The sequence below is a fragment of the Pseudomonas lactis genome, from assembly GCF_001439845.1.
GTDB lineage: Bacteria > Pseudomonadota > Gammaproteobacteria > Pseudomonadales > Pseudomonadaceae > Aquipseudomonas > Aquipseudomonas lactis.
In genome coordinates this window covers 87,653-108,607 of sequence record NZ_JYLO01000012.1, presented here as the reverse complement: position 1 = coordinate 108,607, position 20,955 = coordinate 87,653, and the positions used below count along the sequence as shown (strand labels likewise).

Genomic DNA, 20,955 nt, shown 5'->3' with positions numbered 1-20,955 from the left:
CCTGCTGTGGTTTTGCCCGTCACTGGGCAAAAGCGGTCAGAACTGATATTCAACGGTGCCCTGCACGGTGCGCCCACGGCCCAGGGTGAAGGCCAGCACATCCCCGAGCGGCACCAGGTAGGCGCGGTCGGTGACGTTTTCCATGGCCAGGCGCAGGGTCAATTGGTCGGTGGCGCGGTAGCTGCCATACAGGTCGTAGACGGTGTAGGGCTTCCAGTCAGCGGGGTAGACGCCGGTTTGCGAGGTGGTTACCCCGGCGGCGCCCTTGACGTAGTAGCCGGCGCTGTAGCGGGCACGCACACCCACGTCCAGCTTGCGTTCAAAGAACCGCGCGCCCAGCGTGGCGGTGCCGCGGTCCATGGGCATGTGTTCGGAGGAGCCGAGGATCGCGCTGCAACCCACGCCGGCATTGGCTGCGTCGTCCGGCACCATCGCGTCCACCGGGGCACGGTTACCCGGGCGTTTCTGGGTCTTGGTCACGCCGCCCAGCCACGCGGTTTTGCTGCAGAACTGATTGCTGCCAAGCATGCGCGTGTAGTTGAACTGGCCGTAGGCAAAACCGGCGTCGTAATCGAGTTGGTATTCAAGCCCCCGAAAACGCGTGGTCTCCAGGTTGTTCACATAGGCCGCACTGCCGATATTGATGTTGCCATAACCCGGCGGCTGCACGCCCAGGGCCATATAGGAAAAGTCATCGACCCGGGTGTTGAAGTAGGACACCTTCATGCCCATGCGATCATCGGAAAACAGCAGGTCTTCCTTGAGCACATTGAAGCCGACTTCCCACGCCGTGGACCGCTCCGGCTTCAGGTAAGGGTTGGGGAAAATCGACTCCGAACCGCCGCCGTGGGGCCGGCCACTGACCATGGTTTCGGTCACAGCCGGCGGGCGCCAACCCTTGCCATAGGTGGCGAAGAGTTGCAGCCACTCCACACCCGGCTTGACCGACAAGCCAAACGTCGGCGAAAAACGGCCCTCCTCGCGATCCACGTCATAAGTGGTGGGCACACTGATCTGGCGAGTGGTGCCAATGATGAAGGTACGGGTGTTCAAGCCGGTATCGCCGCGCAGCCGATAACGGTCATAACGCAAGCCGGCGTTGAGGTTCAGCCAACCGTCGTAGTCGAAGTCCAGGCGCCCGAACAGGCTGCCCATGGCGCGATCACCTTTGGGCGTGATGCTCTCTGCCGCCGAAGCCGTCAGCGCCGAGCCCGCCTCTACCCCCTGGTTGGAGTCCGGTCGGACCTTGTCGTAGAAAAATTCCAACCCATAGTTGGCCTTGAGGGTGGCCAGCTCCGTAAGGGCAAAGGTCGAGATGTTCTGCGCCTGCGCGCCGTAGGTATTGGTTTGATAGGTGACGTCGTAAGCCTTGTTGATACCCCGGGCCAGGGTGGATTGGTCGTTGCGGGTATCCACATGGTAGAGCTTGGCCTTGAAGTCGATCAGCGGGTTGTCTGGCGCATAGCTGTAATCGAGCGCGAAGTTCTGCGCCTTGACGTTGCTGCTGCCGAGCTTTTCCCATAACTGGGGCTTTTCGGCGGTCATCATATTGACGTCGTCGTAGTCGACCTCGGTGACCAGGTAGCTCAGTTGCAGGCGCTGCTCAACCGGAAGATTGAGCCCCAGCTTGAGCAAGCGTGAACGCATCACCGAGCCCGAATAGGCAACGGTGGTGTTTTTGATCCGCTCCTCACTCGCCGGCATGTACGAAGCGCCAGTACGCAACTCGCCAATGCTGCCCCGGGTACCGGGGTTGTAATCACCGAGGTGACGCTCGCTGGCGGCCACCAGCATGTCCCAGACATCGGTGCCCACCGCAAACGCCGAACTGCCGATAAAGTGCGTGCCGTTGCTGCGCCCACCCAGCCCCGAGGTGAGCCGAATGCGCCCGCCGACTTGCTTGCCATCCTTGAGCAGGTCAGCGGCTTCAAGCGTGCGGAAGTTCGCCACCCCGCCAATCACCCCCGCACCGCCCTGGGTGGAGGTCGCGCCCTTTTCGATCACCACCTCGGACAGCAACTCCGGGTCGACATACAGCGTGCCATTGCGTTGCTGGTGACCACTTTGCTGGTAATTCTGGCGCATGCCATCGACCGACATATTGACCAGGCCATAGTCCTGGATACCGCGGATATTCACCGACAACCCTGGGTCTTGCTGGCTGACGGCGGAGTAGACGCCCGGCGCCTCTTCCAGCATCTCGGCGGCATGACGCGGCGGGTTGCGATCCAGCTGTTCGCGCCCCACCACGCTCACCGCGCGCGGAGTTGAATACACCCAATCCTGCGGGTGCAGGCCGGTGACCGTGGTGGTGGCCAAGGCCAGGGCACCGGCCTGTTGCTCGACCCGGGTGAGGGTGACCTGGCGATCGCCGGTAAAGCGATACTCCACCGGGGCGGCACCCAGCAGGCGGCCCAGGCCTTCCTGCACGTCAAATCGCCCCTTGAGCGCGGTGCTGCTCAGCCCGTGCAGACGCTGGCTGTCGAACAGCACTTGCAGGCCGGCCTGGTCAGCGAACGCCAGCACCGCACTGCCGAGGGATTGCGCAGGGATATCGAACGTCAACACGGCGGACTGAGCCGTGGCAGCTGGAGGCTGCGCATAGGCCGGTACGGCCACGGTGAACAACCCCAGGTGAATGGCCAGGGCTAAGCGGCTGCCGGTGGTACGCCCCTTGGTGAGTGCTGACATTGGTGGTGATCCCTGCGCTGAGCATTTTTTGTTTATGCGAATACTTCTCACCTAGCAAGACGTGCGAGGCGCGGGAAGTCAGTAATATTTTTTGCAGGAGCGAGCTTGCTCGCGAAGAACTTCAACGAAAACGCGGTGCCCTGGGTATTTTCGCGAGCGAGCTCGCGCCTACAGGGGCATCGGTTTTTAACGGGGGAAGGTCAGTAGATCAGGCTGAGGCCAGCCAGCTCCACGCGTTGCACTTGAAGCTCTTGGGTCAGGGTGGCCAGGGCGCTGTCGAGCATGTCCAGGCGGAAGACGCCGCTGACTTCGCGCTCGCCCAGGTCCGCGTTAGCCAACACCACACGCCCGGGGCGGTAACGGTTGAGTTGCTCGATGACCTTGGCCAGCGGCTGCCGGTCGAAGATCAACACACCACGGTGCCAACTGGTGGCGCGATCCACATCAAACTGATCCAGGCTGACCACCCCGTCCTGGGGGCTGTAGCGCGCAGCCTGGCCCTGTTGCAGGACCTGCTCGGCAGGGCCGTTTCTGGGTGAAGCCGGCACTGACACTTCGACGCTGTGTTGCAGCACACCCACCCAGGCCTGGCTCTCGCGCTCACGTTCGACCACAAACCGTGTGCCCAGCGCCCGGGTCTGGCCGCCGGCACTGTGCACCACGAACGGTCGGGTTTCTTCGCCGGCCATCGGCGCCACCTGAAAAATCGCCGAGCCCTGGAGCAGGTTGACGCCGCGCTGTACGCCGTCGTACTCAAGGCGAATGGCGCTATCGGAATCCAGCTCCACCACGCTGCCATCGGCAAGGTGCACCGTGCGCACTTCGCCTTTGTGGGTGACGTAGTCGGCCTGCAAGCGCAGCAAGGCATCCGGCCCGCGTACCCAGCCGATGCCCGCCGCCACCAGCACCAGCGCCACGGCGGCCGCACGTTGCCACGGCCTTCGACGTTTGGCGCGGCGCAAGGGTATAGCGGGCGCGGGCGGGCGCTGTCTGTGTACACCCTCGTCCTTGTGCACCTCGCCCAGCGCCGCCCAGGTCTGCTCGGCAAACCGCAGGGCCGCTTCGTGGCGGCTGTCGCGGGCGATCCACTGGCGCAGTTCGGCTTGTTCCTGTTCGCTCAAGGCACCGGCGTGCAGGCGCACCGCCCACTCGGCGGCCGCCTCGGTAATGCTGTGCTGTTGCGGTCCCTGGCTATTCACGTGTGAATCTCGAATTCTCGTTATATAGACGCTGTGACGTCTGGCCTGGCGTTTTTCGGTAATTCATTCGTCGGATGGCGTCACCTCGCCTTCCTGCAAGCGCTGCATCACATAGGCCAGGGCCTTGGCCAGATGCTTTTGCACGCTGCTGTCGCTGATGTCCAGATGCCGGGCGACCTGAGCATGGGTCATGCCTTCGATACGGTTCAAGCGGAAAATCTGCTGGGTGCGCGCCGGCAATTCCGAAAGCGCCTGCTTCAATGCCTGCCGCTGTTGCTGCGCCATTGCCTGAGCCTCCAACCCGGCCACGTCATCTTCAATCTCGGCCAGCGCCTCGTGGGGCACGGTGTCGGTCTTGCGCCGTGCTTCCTGGCGAATATGGTCGATCAGCAGATTGCTCGCCGTTCGATAGAGATAGCCCTGGGAGTTGTCGATACGCTCACCGGCCGGTTTTTCTGCCAGGCGCAGGAAGCTCTCCTGCACCAGGTCTGCGGCCAATTGCGGGTCCCGTACTCTGCGGGCCAGATACCCGCGCAGCGTATCAGCGTGCTTGAGAAACAGGCCCTTGAGATCCACGTCCGACAAACCGACTCCCTGGAATGTTAAGGAAACAGGCGGGCATCTTAAGCGTTGTCGAGAATGGTTTTCAATTGATATCTAATCCGATTGAGCCGAGCGTTTGCCTTGATTAAACGTTCGATCACCGAACAGATCCGCTGCCATCCATTGACCAAATTAACCAACCAGTACATTTTGACTCCACAACCAATAAGAACTGTGGAGAAGCCTCTATGCCGCCCATCGTGCTGGTGCTCAACGGCCCCAACCTCAACCTGCTCGGCACCCGCGAGCCTGCCACTTATGGCCATGAAACCCTGGCCGACATTGCCGCCCTGTGTGGCCGCAGCGCCGACAAACTCGGGCTGACCATCGAGTTTCGCCAGACCAACCACGAGGGCGAATTGCTCGACTGGATCCACGCCGCCCGCAACCGCTGCGCCGGTATCGTGATCAACCCGGCGGCCTGGACCCACACCTCAGTCGCGATCCGTGATGCCCTGGTAGCCAGTGAAGTGCCGGTGATCGAAGTGCATTTATCCAACGTGCATGCCCGTGAAGCCTTTCGTCATCACTCGTTTGTGTCACCGATCGCCAAGGCCGTGCTGGCCGGGTTTGGCAGCCATGGCTACCACCTGGCCCTGGAACATTTCAGCCATACGCTGAAGGGACGCACCTGATGAAACCACGCATTCTCGCCGGCCTGATCGGCGCCGGTATCCAGGCCTCACGTACCCCGGCACTGCACGAACAGGAAGGCGACGCCCAGGGCTTGCGCTACCTGTATCGCCTGATCGACCTGGAGCCGTTGCACCTGGACCTCAACGCCCTGCCGGAACTATTGCGGGCCGCCGAGCTGATGCACTTCACCGGGCTGAACATTACCTACCCGTGCAAGCAGGCGATCCTGCCGCTGCTCGATGAACTCTCCGATGAGGCCCGGGGCATTGGCGCGGTCAATACGGTGGTGCTCAAGGATGGCAAGCGCATTGGCCATAACACCGACTGCCTGGGGTTCGCCGAAGGCTTTCGGCGCAACTTGCACAACGTGCCGCGCCAACGCGTGGTGCAGATGGGCGCCGGTGGCGCGGGCGCGGCGGTGGCCCATGCACTGTTGGCAGAAGGTGTGGAGCAGTTGAGCATCTTCGACGTCGACCGCACCCGCGCCCAGGACCTTGTGGATAACCTTGCCCGGCAGTTCGGTGCCGGTAGCGCTCAAGTCGGCAGCCACCTGGAAAACGCCATGGCCGAGGCCGATGGCCTGGTGAACACCACGCCGATGGGCATGGCCAAGCTGCCCGGCACGCCGGTGCCAGCGGCGTTGTTGCGGGCCGAATTGTGGGTAGCGGAGATCGTGTACTTCCCGCTGGAAACCCAACTGCTGCGTGACGCTCGCGCCTTGGGTTGCCGTACGTTGGATGGCGGCAATATGGCGGTGTTTCAGGCGGTGAAGGCGTTTGAGTTGTTCAGCGGTGAAGTGGCGGATGCAGACAGGATGCTGGCGCATTTCCAGAGCATGAATGCTTAGACATGTGGGAGGTATGTGGGAGCGGGCTTGCTCGCGAATGCGGTGCGTCAGTTAAAGCTGGGGTAACTGATCCACCGCATTCGCGAGCAAGCCCGCTCCCACATGGATTGCATTTCTTCCTTGGGAGTTGGGTGTTCTCAGGCTTGCAGGTAGCGCAGCACCGACTCGCAAATCATCTCCCGATGGCGCTGCTTGATCGCCTCATCCGACAGCTCGATCTGGAAAATCTCGCTGAAGGTGTGCCGGTTGGACACCCGATAAAAGCTGAACGAGTTGATCAGCAAGTGCACATCCAGCGGCTCCAGCCCTTCGCGAAACAGCCCCAACTCAGCCCCGCGGCGCAAGGTCTCCCCCAGCCCTTCCAGGATTTTGCTGTTCATCGCCTTGATGGTCTCGGTGCGCTTGACGTACTCGGCGTTGTGGATATTTTCGATGCTGACGATGCGCACGAAATCCACGTTCTGGTCGTGGTGATCGAAGGTGAACTCCACCAACCGGCGAATCGCCTCACGCGGCTCCAGAGCCGTGAGGTTCATGCGCGTTTCGGTGTTGCGGATATCGCCGTAGAGCTTCTCCAGCACTTCGACGTATAGCTGCTCCTTGCTGCCGAAGTAGTAATAGATCATGCGCTTGGAGGTATGGATGCGCTCGGCGATGGCGTCCACACGAGCGCCGGCCAGGCCCTGCTGAACAAACTCGACAATGGCTTCTTGCAGAATATTTTCGCGGGTCTTTTCCGGATTGTTCTTGCGACTCTTGCGCGGTGCGTCAGCTACCGCGGGGAGATCGGGACTCGAGGTCATGGTGCGCTCACGGCCATTGTTGTGCAGGCGCTGATTATGGGCCGCGGCGCTCCCCGAAGGAAGCACCCACCCTGCCCTTATAAACGGGCCTGGCGCACCGCACCGCTGCGTGACTTGGCCATCGCCGCCAGACGCACCGCCACGTTGGCCGCGCCGTAGCCGGCATAGCCGTGCTTGCGCTGGATGATCTCGAAGAAAAACCGCCCTTCGAACGGCTCGGTGTACACATGAAACAGCTCACCGCCCTGGGCGTCGCGGTCGTACAGCACGTTGTAGTACGCCAGCTCGCTGAGGAACTCATCGTCAAAATCGAAGCGCGCCGCCAGGTCGTCGTAGTAATTGAGTGGGATATCCAGCAGCGGCACACCGGCTTCCTTGGCCCGGCGTACTTGCGCAAAAATGTCCGCGCAATCAAACGCAATATGGTGCACGCCCGAACCGCGATAGCTGGAGAGCGCGTGGGAAATCGCGGTGTTGCGGTTTTCGGAGATGTTCAGCGGCAGGCGGATCGAGCTGCAACGGCTGCGCAACGCACGGCTTTTCACCAGGCCGTAAGGGTCGGGCAGCACCACTTCATCGTCGGCTTCGAAATCCAGCAGGCTCTTGTAGAACAGCACCCAACTGTCGAGGCTGTCGGCCGGCAAGGCCATGGCCATGTGGTCGATGCGCAACAAGCCGCCGCTGGCGGGTGTGGCCGCCTGCAGGTTGAAATCGGTGTCGTACAGCCCGCCTTCGCTGGGGTCGACCAGGTAAATCAGGCTGCCATCCGGTGCACGCACGGCGGCCAATTCCAGCTCGTTGGGGCCGACCAAGCCGCGATAAGGCTGGCCCTTGTAGGCCACCGCCCGCTCCAGGGCCTTGGCACTGTCCTTGACCCGCACCGCCGTGGCACACAACGACGGGCCATGGGCCTCGAAAAAGTTGTGGGCGAAGGAATAGGGTTCGCAGTTGAGGATCAGGTTGATATCGCCCTGGCGCAACAGGCTCACATTCTTCGAGCGATGCTGGCCGGCCTTGGCGAAGCCCAGGCGCTCCAGCCAATTGCTCAGCTTGGCGCCGAGGCTTTCATCCACGGCAAATTCCAGGAATTCGATCCCGTCGTACTCGCTGGCCGCCGGGGTTTCAAACAGGATGTCCACCGGCGCTGCGGGTGCTTCTTGCGCCAGGCGCTGGCGGGTTTTCTCTTCCAGGTACAGCAACGAGCGCAAGCCGTCCGCCGCATTCGCGCGGGTGGGCGCGGCGCGGAAACCATCGTTGAAAATTTCCAGGGACAAGGGCCCGCTGTAGCCACTTTTGATGATCGGCGCGAGAAAGCCCGCCAGGTCAAATTCGCCCTGGCCTGGGAAGCAACGGAAATGCCGGCTCCACTCCAGCACATCCATGGCCAGGATCGGCGCGTCGGCCATTTGCACGAAGAAAATCTTGTCGCCCGGGATCTGCGCGATGGCACTCGGGTCGCCCTTGAGCGACAAGGTGTGGAAGCTGTCGAGCAACACACCGAGGCTTGGGTGGTCGACTTGGCGCACCAGGTTCCACACCTGCTGCCAGGTGTTCACATGCTTGCCCCAGGCCAGGGCTTCATAGCCGATGCGCAGGCCGCGCTTGCCCGCGTGTTCGGCCAGCAGGCTCAGGTCATCGAGCAGAATACGTTCGTCGCCCACGCTGTCGGCCGAGGCGTTACTGCACACCAGCACCAGGTCGGTGCCTAACTCTTGCATCAAATCGAATTTGCGTTCGGCGCGCTCCAGGTTGCGCGCCAGGCGATCGCGGCGGCAGCCTTCGAAATCGCGAAACGGCTGGAACAGAGTGATGGCGATGCCCAGGTCGGCGCACATCTGCCTAACCTCGCGCGGGCTGCCGTCGTAATACAACAAGTCGTTCTCAAAGATCTCCACCCCATCAAACCCGGCGGCGGCAATGGCTTCGAGTTTTTCCGGCAGGGTGCCGCTCAAGGACACAGTGGCAATAGAACGTTGCATGGAAGACTCCCGGCAATTGTTGTTTGTGGCAAATTATTCGCCCCTAGCCTACAGGCAGCAATTAAAATGTACGAACCGGTTAGTTTTTGGTGCGATTATCGAACACTAAGCCCCTTTGGCGAATTGACGACTTTTTAACCACTGCGCACCATCGACCGGGCAATTCGTTCACGTAACAAAGACCCAGAACACACCATAAGAATTTCAAAAAACGGGTACAAACCTCATGCCTCTGCAAAATCCAGCCCTGGCCGCGCGCCCGGGCAACCCGCACGCCGGTATCGGCGACAAGATCCGCGGTGCCCTGGCCGTGGGTAAAACGCGCTGGGGCATGCTGGCCCTGGTGTTCTTCGCCACCACCTTGAACTACATCGACCGCGCCGCCCTGGGCGTGATGCAACCGATCCTCGCCAAGGAAATGAGCTGGACGGCGATGGACTACGCCAACATCAACTTCTGGTTCCAAGTCGGCTACGCCATCGGCTTTGTGCTGCAAGGCCGCTTGATTGACCGGGTTGGCGTCAAACGCGTGTTCTTCTGCGCCGTGCTGCTGTGGAGCCTGGCCACCGGCGCCCATGGCCTGGCCACCTCGGCGGTCGGCTTTATGGTCTGCCGGTTTATCCTCGGGCTGACCGAAGCGGCCAACTACCCGGCCTGCGTCAAGACCACACGCTTGTGGTTCCCAGCGGGTGAACGTGCAGTGGCTACCGGCATCTTCAACGCTGGCACCAACGTCGGCGCAATGATGACGCCCATGCTGCTGCCGTTGATCCTGCACGTGTGGGGCTGGCAGGCGGCGTTCCTGTGCATGTCGGCACTTGGCGGTATCTGGCTGGTGCTCTGGGGCTTGAAGTACTACAACCCGGAAGACCACCCCACCGTTAAACAATCCGAATTGGACTACGTGCAACAGGAAGTCGAACCGGAACAACCCCGTGTGCCGTTCAGCCGCATCCTGCGCATGCGCGGCACCTGGGCCTTCGCCCTCGCCTACTCGCTGACCGCGCCGGTGTTCTGGTTCTACCTGTATTGGCTGCCACCGTTCTTGAACCAGCAATACAACCTGGGCATCAACGTGACGCAAATGGGCATTCCGCTGATCATCATCTACCTCACCGCTGACTTTGGCAGCGTGGGCGGCGGGATCCTGTCGTCATTCCTGATTGGCCGTGGGATGAACTCGATCAAGGCGCGGCTGTTGTCGATGCTGCTGTTCGCCTGCTGCATCGTCGGCGTGATCATGGCGGCCGGTTCCAGCCAGCTGTGGGTCGCGGTGTTTGCCATCTCCCTGGCCATCGGCGCGCACCAGGCCTGGACCGCCAACATCTGGAGCCTGGTGATGGACTACACGCCCAAGCACATGATGAGCACGGTGTTCGGCTTCGGCGGCATGTGCGCGGCCATCGGCGGCATGTTCATGACCCAGATCGTCGGCCACATCCTCACGGTGACCAACAACAACTACACGATCTTGTTCACCCTGATCCCGGCGATGTATTTCATCGCACTGGTGTGGATGTACTTCATGGCGCCGCGCAAGATCCCCACGGTAGACGTTTAACTAACGCCGCCGCTGCTGCCAGGCAGCGGCCAACCCGCTCATGCAGATCACCCCGATACCCACCACCGTGGTCATATCGGGGGTATGGCTGAACACCAGCCAGCCCAACAACCCCGCGAACACGATCTGGCAATAGCCAAACGGCGCCAGCAAGGCCGGCGCCGCGAAGCGGAACGCCTGGGTGAGCATCAGGTGCGCGGTCATCCCGCAGGTGCCCAGCGCCAGCATCATCACCGCGTGCCACAGCGTCGGCACTTGCCAGAAGAACGGCACCATCGCACTCATCACCAAGGTGTTGCACAGGCCGGCGAAGAAGTTGCTGGTGGTGGGGCTGTCGTATTGGCTGAGGATGCGCGTGAGCAACTGGTAGAAGCAGAAGAACAGCGCCGAGCACAGCGGCAGCAATACCGCTGGGGTAAACAACTCGCCGCCGGGGTGGATGATGATCACCACGCCGATAAACCCGCAGATCACCGCCAGCCACTGGCCACGGGTCACGTGCTCACCGAGCAACGGTACCGACAGCGCCGTCACCAGGATCGGCGCCAGGAAATTCACCGCCGTGGCTTCGGCCAACGGGATGTAATGCAGCGCCGTGGTGAAGAACAGGCTGGTGCCCAACAGGCATAACGCCCGCACCACCTGCATGCCCGGCCGCTTGCTGCGCAACACACGCAGGCCCGATTGCGGCAGGAAGATCCCAGCCATCAGCAAGGTGTGCACCATGTACCGCGCCCACACCACCATCACGATCGGGTAAAACCCGGCCAGGTATTTGGACAAGGCGTCGTGGCTGGAGAACAGAAACGTCGCCAGCACAATCAGCAGGATGCCTTTGAACGGATGGTTGACGCCGGAGAGCGGGGTACTGACAGTCATTGAATTCTCTTGTGTGGCGAGCGGGACGCTGAGCACTGAACCAAGTAGCGCTCAACCCGGTAATCTAGCAGCCGGGCCGGAGTCTGCCCCAAGAGCATAACCAAACACCGGGCGAACAGCGCACTAAATCGATGGATCCGAGTCCAACGCTGCACGCTCGCCCCGGCGTTGCACACTTTTTAACCAAGGCCTTGCCGCTATGAAAAAAATCCTCTTTGCCCTGTCTGCCCTCGCCCTGCTCGCTGCCTGCGACAAAGCCCCGAAAGAAGCCCCCAAGCCCGCGCCCGCTTCCGTGCAAGCGACTCTGGTGCCAGAGACCCCGCCCACCGATAAATGGGTTGGCAAGTGGATCGGTGTCGAAGGCTTGCACCTGACCATCGCCAAAGACGACAGCATTGGCCGTGGCCACTACCTTCTTACCATGCAATACGGCCTCGATGCCGATGACGCTGGCACCTTCAAAGGTGAGGCCACTGACGACGGCATCGCCTTCACCCGCCCCGACGGCCCGCAGCTGTTGCGCGCTGGCGATGGCGCCGCCACCGGTTTGAAGTGGCTGGCAGATAAAAAAGACTGCCTGATCGTTGCTACTGGCGAAGGCTATTGCCGTTAATACCGACCATAATCAATCACGGTTAGCACACAGAGGATTGCTCCCATGCTATGGAAAAAAGGCCGACGCAGCGACAACGTGGTGGATGCCCGTAATGACAGTGGCGGCGGCGGTGGCGGTATGCGCTTCGGCGGCGGCAAGGGCCTGAGCCTCACGGCCATCGTGCTGATCGTCGGCATTGGCTGGCTGACCGGCCAGGACCCGATGCAGATCCTCGGCCAATTGACCGGCCAGATGGAACAGGCGCCGTCGGTCAGCACCCAGCCGCGTCAGGCACCGCCGGCCAACGATGAGCAAGCCGACTTTGTGCGCGCTGTGCTGGGCGATACCGAAGACACCTGGGGCCAAGTGTTCCAGCAAAACGGGCTGGCGTATAAGAACCCGAAACTGATCCTGTTCCGTGGCCGGGTGAATTCAGCCTGTGGTGGCGCCACCTCAGCCAGCGGCCCGTTCTACTGCCCGGCTGACCAGCAGGTGTACCTGGACCTGGATTTTTTCCGGGAAATGTCGCAACGCTTCCAGGCCGCCGGTGACTTCGCCCAGGCTTACGTGATCGCCCACGAAATCGGGCACCACGTACAAACGTTGCTGGGCATCTCGTCCAAGATCCAGGCGGCGCGCCAACAGGGTCGGCAGATGGAAGGCGACGGTGGCCTGCTGGTTCGCCAGGAACTGCAAGCCGACTGCTTTGCCGGCGTGTGGGCCAACCATGCGCAAAAACGCCTGAACTGGCTGGAACCCGGCGATATCGAAGAAGCCCTGAACGCAGCCAATGCCATCGGCGACGACCGTTTGCAGCAGCAGGGCCAGGGGCGCGTGGTACCGGACTCCTTTACCCACGGCACCTCGGCCCAACGCGTGCGCTGGTTCAAGACCGGCTTCGCCCAGGGCCAGATCACTCAATGCGATACCTTCGCGGCCAAGAGTCTCTAAATGATCAAACGATTGGGGTTACTGCTGGGTATGCTCGTGTCCTGTTGCACCTTCGCGGCCGAACACGGCGTCAAGGTGGTCAGCCCCGATCGCTTTCATCTGGAGGCCGGCGACCTCAGCCTGGGCCTGAGCCAGGATTGGCGCCAACCGCTGCCCAAGGTCACGCGCGCATTGATCATCGTGCATGGCCGCCTGCGCAATGCGCAAACCTACCTGCAAAGCGGCATCGACGCCGCCGAGCATGCCGGGGCGGGCGGCAGTACGCTGGTGATCGCACCGCAGTTTCTCAATCAAGCCGACGTGAAGCGCAACCACCTGAGCAACGACGTATTACGTTGGAAGGGCAACGACTGGATGGCCGGCGACGCGTCCACCGGCCCAGGGCAGATCAGCTCTTATGGCGCTCTGGACCAGATCATCAAGCACTTGGGCAACCGCAAACTGTTCCCGACGCTGAAAGAAATCGTGGTTGCCGGGCATTCTGGCGGTGGCCAAGTGGTGCAGCGCTTCGCCCTCACCGGCCACGACCACCCGCTGCTGAACACCGAAAGCATCCGCCTGCGGTATGTGGTGGCTAACCCGTCGTCCTATGCGTACTTCAGCCCGCAACGCCCGGTGAAGTTCGATGCGACCAGTTGCCCAGGCTTCAACGACTGGAAGTACGGCATGCAAAACCTGCCGGATTACGTGGGTGACCGAGGCGCCCAGCAACTGGAACAGGCCTACGTGTCACGGGATATCACTTACCTGCTGGGCCAGCAGGACACCGACCCCAACCACCCGGCGCTGGATAAAAGCTGCGAAGCCGAGGCCCAGGGAGCGTATCGGCTGATGCGTGGGCACAACTACTTTGACTATCTCAAGCAGCGGCATCCGCAGTTGGCTCACAGGCTGGTAGAAGTGCCGGGGGTGGGGCATGACGGGGACAAGATGTTTACCTCGCCAGAGGGAGAAAAGGTGCTGTTCGCCCAGTAATCACTGACGAAACCCAATAAAAATGTGGGAGCGGGCTTGCTCGCGAATGCGGTGCACCAGTCAACCTATCTGGCGACTGACACTCTGCATTCGCGAGCAAGCCCGCTCCCACAATTGGATTTGCGCTAGCCGATTCAAATCATTCGGCGCAGCGCCGCACAATCCTCGGCATGCCAATCCGCCAATTCCGGCCACGGGTTCTCCGGCAAGTTCACCAACACCGTCTTGGCCCCCGCTGCCCGACCACAATCCAGGTCAAAGCGATAATCCCCCACCATCACCATTTCGTTGGGTGATATGTCCCAAGCCGCCGCCAGCTTCAGTAACCCACCCGGATCCGGCTTGTGCGGCGCATCATCGCGCCCCAGCACATCCTCAATGGCAAAGCAGTCCGCCAGGCCTATCGCCTCCAGGGTGATATGCGCCAGCTCCCGCGCATTGCGCGTCAGGATGCCCAGGCGATAACCGCGAGCGGCCAATTCCTGTACCAACTCCACCGCGCCCTGCGCCGCCACCGAACCCAGGGCCAGCTCGCGCTCGTGCTCCAGCAACCAGGCATGCTTGGCCGCGGCCTCCTGCGCCGGCAAGGCCGCCAAGTGCGTGAGGATGTCGTCTTCGGGTGGAATGTCCAGCGCCTCGCGGATAGCCGCAAAGTCATGCACCGCCACCGTGAGCGTGCCGTCCATGTCGAACACCCAGTGCTTAACGTCGCAGAGGCTCATGCCCAATCCTTGCGATGGCGGATCAAACCTTCCTGGGTCACCGACGCCACCAATTGCCCGGCGCGGTTGTACACGCTGCCCCGGGAGAAACCCCGGGAGTTGCCGGCCCACGGGCTGTCCATGGCGTACAGCAACCAGTCATCGGCACGCAGGTCGGCGTGGAACCACAGCGCGTGATCGAGGCTGGCGACCTGCATGTCTTTCTGCCACACAGTCTTGCCATGGGGCAGCAACGAGGTGGTCAACAGGCCGAAGTCCGAGGCATAGGCCAACAGGTATTTATGCAGCGCCGGCGTGTCCGCCAAGGCCCCGTCGGCACGAAACCACACGTACTTGACCGGGTCGGACGGCTGCGGGTTGAACGGGTCTTTTTCGGTGACCGGGCGCACTTCGATGGGCTTGGGGCACAGCAGCTTGTCGCGCATGTGCTCGGGGATCAGGTGCGCACGTTGCTGGGTCAGCTCCAGCTCCGACGGCAGGTTTTCCGGGCCCACTACCACCGGCATGGTGGTCTGGTGCTCAAAGCCTTCTTCGTCGTACTGGAAGGAGGTCGTGCAGGTGAAGATCGGGTTGCCCTTTTGAATCGCGGTGACACGACGCGTGCTGAAACTGCCGCCATCGCGCACGCGGTCTACCGAATACACCACCGGCAAGGCCGCATCGCCAGGGCGCAGGAAATAACCGTGCAGGGAATGCACATGCCGCGCTTCGTCTACGGTCTGGCTGGCCGCTGACAGCGACTGGCCGAGCACTTGGCCGCCGAACAACTGGCGAAAGCCCAGGTCCTGGCTGCGGCCGCGAAAGAGGTTTTCCTCGATCGGCTCCAGGGTCAGCAAGTCCACCAGATCTTCCAATACTTGGCTCATTGAAACTCTCCTCAAAGCAAAACGGTATCTACCTGTAGGAGCGAGCTTGCTCGCGAAGGTCGTTAACGATGACGCAGCGCTTCTGGTTTACCGCAGCGCTCTTGCGTTCTTCGCGAGCAAGCTCGCTCCTACAGGTTTCTGTTGAGCATGACCGCCTGCTTATCCGTGCAGCGTGTCCAACCATTGGGCGCGGGTGATGCGGTACAACACGTGAGGGCGCAGCGGGTCACCGGCTGCGACTTTCGGGTGTTCAAAATCTGCCTGCGGATCGTAATGCATACCGATGGCCTGCATGACTTTTTGTGAGGGCAGATTGCTCTCGGTGGTGAAAGCCAGGATTTCGTCCAGTTGCAGGCGGTCAAAACCACAGCGCAACGCCGTCCAGGCGGCCTCACTGGCATAACCCAGGCCCCAATGCTCACGGGCCAGGCGCCAGCCGATTTCCACCGCCGGGGTAAAGCCGGCTTCGAAGCTGACATTCGCAAGGCCCGTCAGGCCGATAAACTCACCGGTGTCCTTGCGCTGCAAAGCCCAGAAACCAAAGCCATATTCAGCAAAATGCCCGCGTATCCGGCCGATCAGCGCCGCGCTTTCCAAGTGGCTCAATTGCGCCGGGAAGTAGCGCATCACCTGCGGGTCGGCGCACATGCGCGCAAAGTCCGGCAAGTCGCTGTCGCGCCATTGGCGCAGCACCAAGCGTGCACTTTCCAATTCCAGTATCGGCTCCATGGGTCCCCCTGCCTTGCCATGTGCGTGAGTGTACAGCGCTGTTAAGATCCTTCGCAGGTTCCCGTCAGAAAATCCCATGCCCTTGCCATTGATCTACCACGAAGACTACAGCCCTGAGTTCCCGGCGGACCACCGGTTCCCCATGGACAAGTTTCGCCTGTTGCGTGACCACCTGGTGGACAGCGGCCTCACCGAAGACAGCCAATTGCTGCGCCCGTCGCTGTGCCCGGCAGACATTTTGGCCCTGGCCCATGAACCTGGGTATATCGAACGCTACATGGGCGGCGAACTGTCCCGCGAAGACCAACGCCGCCTCGGCCTGCCCTGGAGCGAAGCCCTGGCCCGGCGCACGGTGCGGGCGGTGGGCGGCTCGATCCTGGCGGCTGAACAGGCCCTGGAACATGGCCTGGCCTGCCATTTGGCGGGCGGCACCCACCATGCCCATTACGATTATCCGGCCGGTTTCTGCATTTTTAATGACCTGGCGGTGATCAGCCATTACCTGTTGGCCAGCGGCCGGGTCAATCGTGTGCTGATCTTCGATTGCGACGTGCACCAGGGCGACGGCACTGCACGCATCCTGCACGACACGCCGGACGCCATCACCGTGTCGCTGCACTGCGAAAAGAACTTCCCGACCCGCAAGGCCCAGAGCGACTGGGACATCCCGCTGCCCATGGGCATGGGCGATGCGGACTACCTCAAGGTGGTGGATGACGCGCTCAACTACCTGCTGCCGCTCTACCAGCCAGACCTGGTGCTGTACGACGCCGGCGTGGATGTGCACAAGGACGACGCCCTTGGTTACCTCAAGCTGACAGACGCCGGCGTCGCCGCCCGTGATGAAAGCGTGATGCGCCACTGCCTGGGCCGCGACATTCCAGTGATGGGCGTGATCGGTGGCGGCTACAGCAAGGACCGCCCCGCCCTCGCCCGCCGCCACGGCATCTTGCACCACAGCGCACAACGGGTATGGACGTCATCAGGCTGTCATTGAAGTGTGAGCGTTACCCACAATGCCTGTGGAACGGCCTGTGGATAACTTGAGCGTAAGCGGCTGCAAGCGTTTGGCCGTATGGCCTGTAGGAAAGTGTACGTTTTTTGATCAGGCAGCGCCGTCGTGGTCGGGTAGAATGCTCGGCCTATTCATATCACCGTAGCCCTGCCCATGCCTCAGACTTCTGCCCACCACGTCTCCATTATCGGCGGTGGCCCCGCCGGGCTGATGGCCGCCGAAGTCTTGAGCCAGGCGGGCGTGCGCGTGGACCTGTACGACGGCATGCCATCGGTGGGGCGCAAGTTCCTGCTGGCAGGCGTGGGCGGCATGAATATCACCCACTCCGAGGCGTACCCGGCGTTTCTGTCGCGCTATGCCGAACGCGCCCCGCACATGGCACCGCTACTGCGCAGCTTTGGCGCCGAGACGTTGTGCGAATGGATTCATGGCCTGGGCATTCAAACTTTTGTCGGCACCTCTGGCCGCGTATTTCCTACCGATATGAAAGCCGCGCCCCTGTTGCGCGCCTGGCTCAAGCGCCTGCGGGAGCAAGGTGTGGTTATCCACACCCGGCATCGTTGGACGGGTTGGAATGCCGAGGGCGATTTACTTATCCACAGCCCGGAGGGCGAAAAAGTTGTCCACAGCGACGCCGTGCTACTGGCCCTGGGCGGCGGCAGTTGGTCGCGCCTGGGCTCCGACGGTGCGTGGCTTAACCTGTTTGAAGGCAAAGGCCTGCCCTATGTGCGGCTGCAACCGAGCAACTGCGGGTTTGAAGTGTCGGCATGGAGCGAGTTGATGGTCAGCAAATTCGCGGGCGCACCGTTGAAAAACGTCGCCATTGGCTTGGCAGACGACAAACCTCGGCTGGGCGAGTGTGTGATCACTGCCACCGGTATTGAAGGCAGCTTGATCTACGCCTTGTCAGCGCCGATTCGCGAAGCGATCAACCGCGACGGTGCGGCCACGGTGCATATCGATTTGCTGCCCAGCAAGCCGTTGGACAAGGTGCAGGCCGCATTGGCCAAGCCCCGTGGCTCGCGGTCGATGAGCAAGCATTTGCACAGTCAGTTGGGATTGGATGGCGTGAAGGCGGCGTTATTGCGCGAGCTGACGCCCGCTGAACACTTCACCGATCCGGCGCAATTGGCGGTGGATATCAAAGCGTTGCCGCTGACGCTGGTGAGGACGCGGCCGATGGATGAGGCGATCAGCACGGCCGGTGGTGTGCCGTTTGAAGCGCTGGATGAGCGGTTGATGCTCAAGCCATTGCCTGGGGTGTTCTGTGCGGGGGAAATGCTCGATTGGGAAGCGCCGACCGGTGGGTATTTGCTGACCGGCTGTTTTGCCAGTGGCCGGGCGGCTGGGCTGGGGATGTTGGAATGGCTTAACCGCTGAGCGCTGCGGTGGACTTAAGGCCGCCATCGCAGGCAAGCCAGCTCCCACCTTTGACTGTGTTCACAATTCAAAAGGTGGGAGCTGGCTTGCCTGCGATGAGGCCATCAGCCACAGCGCAAAATCACTTCTTCTTACGCGGCCCGGTGTTAAACACCGGCACCTTGCGCACCGGCTTGATCGAAGGCTCAGCTGGGGCCACTTCCCCACTGTCCACCCACTTGCCCAGGTTGCGCTTGCCGCCACCGCCAGAGGCCTTAGGCTTCTTCGGCTTTTTCGGTTTCTTCACCACCTGCCCGCTGGCATCGGTATCCGGCACGCGGTGCTCGGGCTCGAAGTCCGGTTCCATTTTGCGCGTGAGGGTCTGGCGGGTCAGCATCTCGATGGCCGAGAGCATGTTCACCTCATCGGCACACACCAGGGAAATCGCCTCACCGGTGTTGCCCGCACGCCCGGTACGGCCAATGCGGTGGATGTAGTCTTCGGCCACGATCGGCAGGTCAAAGTTGACCACCAGCGGCAGGTCTTCGATATCCAGGCCACGGGCCGCTACATCAGTAGCCACCAGGATCTGCACGTCGCTGGCCTTGAAGCGGTCCAGTGCGCGTTGGCGGGTGGCTTGGGGTTTGTCGCCATGGATGCCGTCGGCGTTGATCCCCAGGCCCTGCAACTTGTCCACCAAGGCGTCTACGCCGTTGCGGGTCTTGGCGAACACCAGCACTTGCTTCCAACGGCCCTTGCGCATCAGGTGCACAAACAGTTCCGGCTTGCGCTTCTTGTCCACCGGCACCACCCACTGCTTGACGGTGTTGGCGGCGACGTTGCGCGGGCTGACTTCGATGCTCAGCGGGTCGTTGAGCATCTGCCCGGCCAGCAGGCGGATGTCATCGGAGAAAGTCGCGGAGAACAGCAGGGTCTGGCGCTTTTTCGGCAACATGCGGTAGATGTTCGCCAGTTCTTCGGAGAAGCCCAGGTCGAGCATACGGTCGGCTTCATCCAGCACCAGGGTTTGCAGCTGGTTGAGCTTCAGCGCGTTCTGGCGGAACAGGTCGATCAGGCGGCCAGGGGTGGCGACCAGAATGTCCACACCCTTGCGCAGCTTCATCATCTGCGGGTTGATGCTCACGCCGCCGTACACCGCGTAAGTGGTCAGCGGCAGATGTTGGGCGTACTCGGCAACGCTGGCGTGTACTTGCTCGGCCAGTTCGCGAGTCGGGCACAGGATCAGCGCACGCGCCGAGTTGGCGGCGACTTTCGGCCCTTCCATGGTCAACAGTTGCAGCAGCGGCAAAGCGAAACCTGCGGTCTTGCCGGTGCCGGTCTGGGCCGCGGCCATCAGGTCGCGACCGGCCAGCACGGCCGGAATGGCTTGGGCCTGCACCGGCGTCGGGGTCTGGTAGCCAAGCGTCTCAAGGGCGCGCAGCAAGGGTTCGATCAGGCCAAGGGTGGCGAAAGTCATGTAGTTACCGTAGGAAAAATTCAGCGCAAGGGCGTAATGCGCGGCAGTTTACCTTATTTCGGGTTTGGGCTTGCGCCATTGGGGCAGGCTGATCAGCAACACCGCGCTGATGATCACCAGCATTGCCAGGGCTTCTTCCAGGCCGATGCTCTCACCCACGAACACAATCCCCAGTAACACGGCCACGGCCGGGTTCACATAGGCATAGCTGGTCGCCGCCGCCGGGCGGACGTGCTTGAGCAAGTACATATAAGCGTTGAAGGCAATGATCGAGCCGAACACCGTGAGGTACGCCAGGGCCAGCCAGCCTTCCAGCGGCGGCATGGCCTGCAGGTGCTCGCCAGACAATGCGCTGACGATCAGCAGCGCCACGCCAGCCACGAGCATTTCCGCGGCGCTGGCCATGGCGCCTTGGGGCAGCGGCAAGTGGCGGCTCCACACCGAGCCGAAGGCCCAGGACGCCGCCGCCATCAACAGCAACACCGCGCCCAAGGGACTCGACTGCAAGGTACTGCCCATGTTGAGCATGGCAATGCCGATGATCCCCAGCAGCACCCCGGCCCATTCCAGCCGTGTATTACGTGCGCCCCAGAAAAACCCACACAGCAAGGTAAACAGCGGCACCGTCGCCACCGCCAGCGCGGCCACGCCGGATGACACGCCCATATGTTCGGCCACACTCACGCCACCATTGCCCACGGTGAGCAGCAAAATGCCGATCATCCCGGCCGCCTTCCACTGCGGCCAGGTCGGCGCCGGCACCCCGCGCCACCTGAGAAAGCCGTACATCAACGCGCCCGCCGTGCAAAACCGAATGCCCGCCAGCAACAACGGCGGCCAGTACTCCACGCCAATGCGGATCACCAGGTAGGTGGAACCCCAGATCACATACAACGCAAAAAAGGCGGCGATCAACGGTAAGGGAAAGCGACGTGGGCCAGGCATTGGGCGGCTCTATGGCAGGAAATGGGAGACTTATTCTAGAAACGAAGGTGGATAAACTTAAGTTACAAAACCTGTTTAAAACGCCAATACACTTCTCAAACCATGGTTATCAAGGCTATAAAC

At 61.8% G+C, this 20,955-nt stretch carries 19 protein-coding genes; 8 read left to right on the top strand and 11 right to left on the bottom strand.

Annotation, left to right across the window (positions count from 1 at the left end):
- Positions 1 to 36 precede the first annotated feature (36 nt).
- From TX24_RS21495 to TX24_RS21485, 3 genes are all read right to left on the bottom strand, one after another.
- On the bottom strand, positions 37 to 2,691 hold the full coding sequence (locus TX24_RS21495; RefSeq protein WP_057711050.1) for a TonB-dependent receptor: 2,655 nt from the start codon (positions 2,689 to 2,691) through the stop codon (positions 37 to 39).
- A 200-nt stretch (positions 2,692 to 2,891) separates the two neighbouring features.
- Entirely contained in the window at positions 2,892 to 3,890 is a 999-nt protein-coding gene (locus tag TX24_RS21490) for a FecR family protein (RefSeq protein WP_057711049.1), read from the bottom strand.
- 63 nt (positions 3,891 to 3,953) lie between these two features.
- Positions 3,954 to 4,475: an RNA polymerase sigma factor gene (locus TX24_RS21485; protein WP_003194359.1), complete on the bottom strand. Its 522-nt coding sequence runs from the start codon at positions 4,473 to 4,475 to the stop codon at positions 3,954 to 3,956.
- A gap of 206 nt (positions 4,476 to 4,681) precedes the next feature.
- Here TX24_RS21485 and aroQ point away from each other — a divergent pair, with 206 nt between their 5' ends.
- Both aroQ and TX24_RS21475 read left to right on the top strand, forming a co-directional pair.
- Positions 4,682 to 5,128: a type II 3-dehydroquinate dehydratase gene (gene aroQ, locus TX24_RS21480; protein WP_003194361.1), complete on the top strand. Its 447-nt coding sequence runs from the start codon at positions 4,682 to 4,684 to the stop codon at positions 5,126 to 5,128.
- The gene (locus tag TX24_RS21475) at positions 5,128 to 5,976 is read left to right on the top strand and encodes a shikimate dehydrogenase (RefSeq protein ID WP_057711048.1); all 849 of its coding nucleotides are present in this window, start codon (positions 5,128 to 5,130) and stop codon (positions 5,974 to 5,976) included. The genes aroQ and TX24_RS21475 overlap by 1 nt, the downstream gene beginning before the upstream one ends.
- Positions 5,977 to 6,113: 137 nt before the next feature.
- Here TX24_RS21475 and TX24_RS21470 read toward each other — a convergent pair whose 3' ends face one another.
- Together TX24_RS21470 and quiC are read right to left on the bottom strand one after the other, a co-directional pair.
- On the bottom strand, positions 6,114 to 6,779 hold the full coding sequence (locus tag TX24_RS21470) for a TetR/AcrR family transcriptional regulator (protein ID WP_014720036.1): 666 nt from the start codon (positions 6,777 to 6,779) through the stop codon (positions 6,114 to 6,116).
- Positions 6,780 to 6,856: 77 nt separating this feature from the next.
- The gene (gene quiC, locus TX24_RS21465; protein WP_044268880.1) at positions 6,857 to 8,758 is read right to left on the bottom strand and encodes a 3-dehydroshikimate dehydratase QuiC; all 1,902 of its coding nucleotides are present in this window, start codon (positions 8,756 to 8,758) and stop codon (positions 6,857 to 6,859) included.
- Positions 8,759 to 8,984: 226 nt separating this feature from the next.
- Here quiC and TX24_RS21460 point away from each other — a divergent pair, with 226 nt between their 5' ends.
- Complete coding sequence (locus tag TX24_RS21460; RefSeq protein WP_003194368.1) at positions 8,985 to 10,319, top strand: MFS transporter; 1,335 nt, start codon at positions 8,985 to 8,987, stop codon at positions 10,317 to 10,319.
- On the opposite strand, the gene TX24_RS21455 is transcribed toward TX24_RS21460, so the two are convergent.
- The gene (locus TX24_RS21455; protein ID WP_003194370.1) at positions 10,320 to 11,198 is read right to left on the bottom strand and encodes a DMT family transporter; all 879 of its coding nucleotides are present in this window, start codon (positions 11,196 to 11,198) and stop codon (positions 10,320 to 10,322) included.
- A gap of 199 nt (positions 11,199 to 11,397) precedes the next feature.
- Here TX24_RS21455 and TX24_RS21450 point away from each other — a divergent pair, with 199 nt between their 5' ends.
- From TX24_RS21450 to TX24_RS21440, 3 genes are read left to right on the top strand one after another with little or no spacing between them, the layout of a single operon-like run.
- On the top strand, positions 11,398 to 11,811 hold the full coding sequence (locus TX24_RS21450) for a lipoprotein (RefSeq protein ID WP_032895205.1): 414 nt from the start codon (positions 11,398 to 11,400) through the stop codon (positions 11,809 to 11,811).
- 45 nt (positions 11,812 to 11,856) lie between these two features.
- Positions 11,857 to 12,744: a KPN_02809 family neutral zinc metallopeptidase gene (gene ypfJ, locus TX24_RS21445; protein ID WP_003194372.1), complete on the top strand. Its 888-nt coding sequence runs from the start codon at positions 11,857 to 11,859 to the stop codon at positions 12,742 to 12,744.
- Complete coding sequence (locus TX24_RS21440) at positions 12,745 to 13,719, top strand: alpha/beta hydrolase (RefSeq protein ID WP_057711047.1); 975 nt, start codon at positions 12,745 to 12,747, stop codon at positions 13,717 to 13,719.
- 134 nt (positions 13,720 to 13,853) lie between these two features.
- Here TX24_RS21440 and TX24_RS21435 read toward each other — a convergent pair whose 3' ends face one another.
- The 3 genes from TX24_RS21435 to TX24_RS21425 form a co-directional block, all read right to left on the bottom strand.
- Positions 13,854 to 14,441, bottom strand: coding sequence for an HAD family hydrolase (locus TX24_RS21435; RefSeq protein ID WP_044268888.1), 588 nt, complete (start codon positions 14,439 to 14,441; stop codon positions 13,854 to 13,856).
- Entirely contained in the window at positions 14,438 to 15,307 is an 870-nt protein-coding gene (gene tesB / locus TX24_RS21430) for an acyl-CoA thioesterase II (protein WP_032895201.1), read from the bottom strand. The genes TX24_RS21435 and tesB overlap by 4 nt, the downstream gene beginning before the upstream one ends.
- A gap of 159 nt (positions 15,308 to 15,466) precedes the next feature.
- Positions 15,467 to 16,036 (bottom strand): GNAT family N-acetyltransferase, encoded by a 570-nt coding sequence (locus tag TX24_RS21425; protein WP_014720044.1) that lies wholly within the window; start codon positions 16,034 to 16,036, stop codon positions 15,467 to 15,469.
- A 76-nt stretch (positions 16,037 to 16,112) separates the two neighbouring features.
- Here TX24_RS21425 and TX24_RS21420 point away from each other — a divergent pair, with 76 nt between their 5' ends.
- Positions 16,113 to 17,033: a histone deacetylase family protein gene (locus tag TX24_RS21420; protein ID WP_057711046.1), complete on the top strand. Its 921-nt coding sequence runs from the start codon at positions 16,113 to 16,115 to the stop codon at positions 17,031 to 17,033.
- A 171-nt stretch (positions 17,034 to 17,204) separates the two neighbouring features.
- Positions 17,205 to 18,431: a TIGR03862 family flavoprotein gene (locus TX24_RS21415; RefSeq protein ID WP_057711045.1), complete on the top strand. Its 1,227-nt coding sequence runs from the start codon at positions 17,205 to 17,207 to the stop codon at positions 18,429 to 18,431.
- Positions 18,432 to 18,552: 121 nt separating this feature from the next.
- Here TX24_RS21415 and TX24_RS21410 read toward each other — a convergent pair whose 3' ends face one another.
- Entirely contained in the window at positions 18,553 to 19,887 is a 1,335-nt protein-coding gene (locus TX24_RS21410; protein WP_019818046.1) for an RNA helicase RhlE1, read from the bottom strand.
- 48 nt (positions 19,888 to 19,935) lie between these two features.
- Entirely contained in the window at positions 19,936 to 20,832 is an 897-nt protein-coding gene (gene yedA / locus TX24_RS21405) for a drug/metabolite exporter YedA (protein ID WP_003194388.1), read from the bottom strand.
- Positions 20,833 to 20,955 lie beyond the last annotated feature (123 nt).